Below are 5,546 nucleotides of genomic sequence, written 5' to 3'. Positions count from 1 at the left end.
TGATTGGCGATGTATTGTTTAATTGCAAAGCCACGCTTTGCTTCCTATAGAAGAGATAAAACAAGAGTTCGTCCATAGTGTGGACAATCTAGTTCTTAAATGTGCAAACTCTTGTTTAAGAGCCGACTATTTCTACCTTTAGCTGTTCTAATAAACTCCATCACCCCAAAACGAGCGTAGCGAAGTTTCTTTAGTAAAACTTGGATCAACTTCTACTAAGATGTGGATATGGTCTTTGTCTGTCTCCATCTCTAAAATCTCCACTTCTAGCTCTTGTACCACTTCCAAAATGATTTTTTGAGCCTTATCTCTACCTGATCTATAAGGACTTTTTGCCTGTATCACCACACAATATGGTATTTGCAAGAATAGACAATATTGTTGCTGCTTTTACATTTGATAGTGGCTATCATACAAAGTGTTGTACAAGATGATATTGACTAACTAGCCCCATAACTAAAGCTAGGGGGGGAATTACAAATTCTTAGAATACAAACAACAGCGTAATGGCAAACTTTTTGTAAAAAGAAACGCGTCGCGTTTCTCTCCTCCGCGATACACGAGTAAAACCTGATTGCGGAAATATCAACCACCAACTTAAGCTAAGTCATAGGGAGTATTGCTGTCCTATATGCGGATACACAGAACATAGAGACATTAATGCTGCTAAGAATATCTTAAGAGTAGAGTTAAAGTCTCTTGGGTTAGGAACTAGCCTTGTGGACTATAAGTAGCAAAGTCTTTCTCAGTTCAGAAACGCTAGTTTGAAGTTAGTTAGGAAGCTTCTCTCTTCAGGGAGTGGCGGTTCGCAGAGCAGGAGAGATTTTACCACTCGCATTATAAGGCTGCATATGCTAAACTTGTGCTATAAAAACGAGAGACGCAATGTGCAGAGTTGGAGCGCCTGCTCCGGATTTGTAGATGCAAAGCATTGGATGCGTGTCCAACATTTATTCCTCATCACGCACAAGGGTCAGGCATTGAAAAAAATCACCTTCCTATCAAGAGGTTTAGTAGCGGTGTTGGGTTTGTGGAACGGAATGGATGCCTTAGATTGGCGCAATCTGGAATCCTTTGCTAAATTCAAGGCAGGGGCAGAATCCTTTTCCAAGGTGGGCTTCAACAATAAGCCCATTAATAGCAACAAAGGGCTTTATCCCACAGAAACTTTTGTTACCGTAGTCGCCTACTTGCAGTTGGATTTCCCTGAATTATTTTCTAAGAGTGCCACCGCGGCAGGGCATCATCTCTCAGGAAGTTTAGGGGGCATGGGCGGGGGACTGATCTACGATGGCACGCGGAATTTGATCGACCAATCCACTGGCAAACCTTACGGCGATATGGCTTGGAATTATTTTGGTTACTGGGGAGGATTAGTTGGCCAAAAACCCTGGGCACAGTGTGGATTGAGCAATGGGGTCAAAACCTATCAAGAAGGTCAACAGCTCACCCAAGCCCAGCTTACGGCTCTGTCCGATCGCACTCATGAGAGTTGCGCACAGGGTTATGCAAATAACACTAGACACTATGTGATTTACAATGCCTATCTTGATTATTCCTATAAGGATATTTTTCGTTTCAGGGGGGGGCGTTACGAATCCCCTGCGGACTACATGAGTGGTTATACCCAGGGCTTGGACATGACCCTGAAGGTGAAAAATTTCAAGTTTTGGTGGTTTAGCTCCTTTGGACGGGGTTTTGCCTATAATGAGTGGCTTTACAATTTTTACTCGCCCAAGACCTACACCTTGGCTAATGGGAAGAACATCAACCCCGGTGTGCATGCCTTTTATATCACATGGCAATACAAGGGTCTTAGCATTGTGCCTTTCTTTTACTTTTCTCCCAACAACGAATACGATCCCAACTTCACGATCCTCTATGATAGTAAACCAGATTTTAAAGGGCTGGGGTGGCGTTCGCAAACTGACATTACCGTGCTAAATCCCATTTATGCCAAACGCTTTTGGAATACATACCAATTTGGCATGCTCTCTAAAAAAAATGCGCATAGTTTAATGATTAAGCAGCGTTTTGACTACAACAACTTCAACTTTGGGGGGGGAATCTACAAGAGTTTTGGTAATGCCAATTGGATGATTGGCTATCATGGAAACCGTTTAGGCTTTGACTTTTGGACTAATAGCGTTTATGCTAATACGATCAATTCACTCTCTTATATGATGGACGCGGACTCTTTCACAGGTTTTCTCTTTGGAGGGGGAGTGCATGAGAGATTTTTGTGGGGCTGTTTAGGACGCCTAACCTATGGTCCTAGAGCCAACGAGCAGGTCATTTCTTTCAACATGGGATACCAGTTTTCCAAGCATTTTTATGCGGATATCAAGGTAGAATTTTACAATATGGACATGCACCGCGGTTACAAGATGGGTTGGAATGGCCCCTTTTTGGATAGTCAGCCTGCTACACAACAGGATAGAAGTCATATTTTTACTGAATTTAAAGTAAGCTTGTAGGTTTAATGCGCAAGCTTGCCCATGTCCTCTTGGTTGCGCACATGTTGGAGAGACTTTTTTTGTGGGGCTTTGATTATAAGTGGAGTGGGGCAACAGAGTCTGTTTCTAAGGTAGCCTTTAACACCTCGCAGATCAATTCACTCAAGGGTATCTATCCTACAGAGAGCTTTATCGCCATAACCGTAAAAACCCAAATAGATTCCACTTTATTGCATAAAGGATCGCATAAAATCAGCAGCGGTCTTGGAGGAGCCTTAGGGGCACTTGCCTATGATAGCACCCGCTATCTTGTCGATCAAAGCACGGGCAAGATTTACGGCTCTAAAGTGTTCTATTACATCGGAAGATGGTGGGGATATTTAGGCGATGCGCCATGGAGAGCGTCTGCACTCCAATCTGATCGACACACACGCCCCTATGTGCTTTATAGTGCTTATTTGCGCTATGAATACGGCCGTGCTTTGAGCATCACAGTGGGCAGGTATTCATCTAAAACGACTTTCATGAGTGGTTACACAGAGGGGTTTGAAGTTTCCTACCACTTTTTACAGAATTTTCAAACAAGATGGTTTAGCTCTTTTGGTAGGGCATTGGCAGTGGGAGAGTTCATCAGGGATTGGTATGCCCCCATTACCACTACTACCACAAATGGCAAGCCTATTAATTTAGGAATCCACGCCTTTGAGGTCAGTTATGAAGACCCCCATGTATTGTTTGAACCTTTGGTGTATTTTTCACCCAATACTTACATTACCCCTGGTTTTAAATTCCACTACAATAGCAATCCTAACTTCAAGGGGATCGGTTTCAAATCTCTAAGCCAAATCGTGCTGATCGTTCCCACATATATGCCCCATCTCTACAACACTTACTATAGAGGTAGTCCTTTAGGAGCGTGGGGGGTAAGTTTGTATTTTCAGCAACGCTTTGACTACAATCAATTCAATTTTGGAGGGGGATACTTCCAAAACATCGGCAATGCTAACGCCAAAATTAACCGGTATGGAAGTCCCATTGGAATCGACTACCGGGATAATAGCGTTTATGGGGGATTGATAGACAATATGATCTCTCCCAACGCGATCACGGGTTTTGTCTTCGGAGGTGGAGTGCATAAAAAATTTTATTGGGGTGTATTGGGCAAACTCACTTTTGCGCCTAGGGCCAGTGAGCAGACTGCTTCCCTCAACTTGGGAATTAGATGGAACGAATATGTGACCAGTGATCTACGCCTCGTTTACCACGAGGTGAGCACACACCGGGGCTATAAAGTGGGCTACAATGGCCCCTACGATCCCAATAACCCCGATTTTGCTCCCAACACGCAAGATAGAAGTTTCTTAATGACCTCTCTCAAGGCGAAGTTCTAATAAATGTATCGTTTAGTAATATCTAAAATATGCAATGTCTAGTATGCCAATTGTTTTTCACCAAAAAATACCCTATGATAGAAAACACTTAGAAGGAGTTCGTATGTCAGAGCATCATTTGCGGGACGCGCATATCGGTTTTACCCGCCTTTTTAGTCTACTGGGGTATCTAGGGATTTCATGGCTGCATGCTTTTGATTATAGCTTTAGCGGGCAATTAGATACCTTTTCTAAAATCGGTTTTAACCATTCTCCCCTCAATTCTGCAAAGGGCATTTTTCCTACAGAAAGTTTTATCGATGTAGCGGGCACCGCCCAAATTAGAGTGGGCTTGTTGCCCAGGCATACCGCTAACCACTCGCTTAACTTCCACCTTGGGGGTGAAATGGCAGGGGTCCCTTATGACTCTACAAAATATTTAATAGATCAGGCCAATGGTAAGGTATTTGGTTCGGATGTCTATAACTTCATCGGGGGTTGGCATGGCTATTTTTTTAACAAATATTTTGGTCCAGATTATGCCGGGCATGGGCAATCAGGGGCATGGAATGCGCGTCCCTATATTTTGGACACCGCCTATATCGATTATCAGTATAAAGATGTTTTTGGGATAAAACTAGGGCGTTATGCAGCTAATATTGACCTAATGAGTGGGTCTAACCAGGGTTTTGAGTTCTACTACAAACCTATGAAAAATCTCAAATTATGGTGGTGGAGTTCTTTTGGGCGAGGCTTGGCGTTTAACTCTTGGATTTACCAATTCTACGCTGTCGTTCCCTACTTGCAAAAAAACGGACAATTCATTAACTATGGCTGGCATGGGATCACTGCCACTTATGATTACGATAAATTAAGTGCGCAGTTTTACTACTTTTTTGCCCCAAAGACCTACAACACCCCGGGGATTAAACTGGTCTATGACACTAATAAAAACTTTCAGCAGGTGGGTTTTCGCTCCCAGACTCTTCTCATGGTAACTGTTCCTATCTACTATTCTGGTTGGTATAATTCAGAAACGGGTCATTACAGTATTTGGGATAACCCTCAACACGGATCGCCTACGGGCAAATATGGCGTTAGCCTCAATATCCGTCAAATTTTCCGCTGGAATAAATTTACTTATATCTTAGGGCTCTACAATACCTTTGGCAACTCTGATGCCCTGCTTGGCAGCCACACCATGCCCATGGGAAATAACACTTCTTATGTCAATGATATTTATGGGATTGTGGGTTATGACTTTTGGGATAACATCGGTTACGACGGCCTCTCTGATGCGGTCGTCAATGCAAACACCACTACGGTTTATGGCTCTGTGGGAAGCGTATACAAAAAGTTTGCCTGGCATATCTTTGGACGAGTGAGCCATGCCAATAAAGACGCGCAAGGACATCGAGGGCGCGCTGATGAGTATTCTGCAGCTCTAAGTTTAGACTACGCCTTCACCCCCTCCATATTGCTCCATTTTAAGGTCGAATACTACGGCGTGCAAATTCACCAAGGGTACCGCGTAGGTTACTTTGGCTTGCCCCAATTTGGTAATCCCGCTTTTCAGGCAAACTATCAAGACAGAAGTCATTTGATGACCAACCTCACTTTAAAGTTTTAACACCAATTCAGTTTTTGGTTCCTTCCCCCCCACCCCCTAGCTTTAGTTATGGGGCTAGTTAGTCAATATCATCTTGTACAACACTTTGTA

At 43.3% G+C, this 5,546-nt stretch carries 4 protein-coding genes and 1 pseudogene; 4 read left to right on the top strand and 1 reads right to left on the bottom strand.

What is annotated here, in order from left to right; all coding sequences use genetic code 11:
- A pseudogene (gene tnpA, locus C6H04_RS07750) lies at window positions 1-413 on the bottom strand (IS200/IS605 family transposase); the annotation flags it as partial.
- A gap of 171 nt (window positions 414-584) precedes the next feature.
- On the opposite strand from tnpA, the gene C6H04_RS08380 reads away from it, so the two are divergent.
- From C6H04_RS08380 to C6H04_RS07730, 4 genes are all read left to right on the top strand, one after another.
- On the top strand, window positions 585-734 hold the full coding sequence (locus tag C6H04_RS08380) for a zinc ribbon domain-containing protein (RefSeq protein WP_438940250.1): 150 nt from the start codon (window positions 585-587) through the stop codon (window positions 732-734).
- A gap of 306 nt (window positions 735-1,040) precedes the next feature.
- Window positions 1,041-2,477 (top strand): outer membrane family protein, encoded by a 1,437-nt coding sequence (locus tag C6H04_RS07740; RefSeq protein ID WP_104696311.1) that lies wholly within the window; start codon window positions 1,041-1,043, stop codon window positions 2,475-2,477.
- 5 nt (window positions 2,478-2,482) lie between these two features.
- Entirely contained in the window at window positions 2,483-3,847 is a 1,365-nt protein-coding gene (locus C6H04_RS07735; RefSeq protein WP_104732819.1) for an outer membrane family protein, read from the top strand.
- 103 nt (window positions 3,848-3,950) lie between these two features.
- A complete protein-coding gene (locus C6H04_RS07730; RefSeq protein ID WP_104732818.1) occupies window positions 3,951-5,456 on the top strand; it encodes an outer membrane family protein in 1,506 nt (501 codons plus the stop codon).
- The last annotated feature ends 90 nt before the right edge of the window (window positions 5,457-5,546 follow it).

Source organism: Helicobacter salomonis (assembly GCF_900197775.1).
Lineage (GTDB): Bacteria > Campylobacterota > Campylobacteria > Campylobacterales > Helicobacteraceae > Helicobacter > Helicobacter salomonis.
This window is presented reverse-complemented; position numbering and strand designations above follow the sequence as displayed.

Excerpts from the sequence above, each read along its gene's own strand:
- C6H04_RS07740 (WP_104696311.1), top strand. The coding sequence starts at position 1,041 with ATGGATGCCTTAGATTGGCGCAATCTGGAATCCTTTGCTAAATTCAAG.
- C6H04_RS07735 (WP_104732819.1), top strand. The coding sequence starts at position 2,483 with ATGCGCAAGCTTGCCCATGTCCTCTTGGTTGCGCACATGTTGGAGAGA.
- C6H04_RS07730 (WP_104732818.1), top strand. The coding sequence starts at position 3,951 with ATGTCAGAGCATCATTTGCGGGACGCGCATATCGGTTTTACCCGCCTT.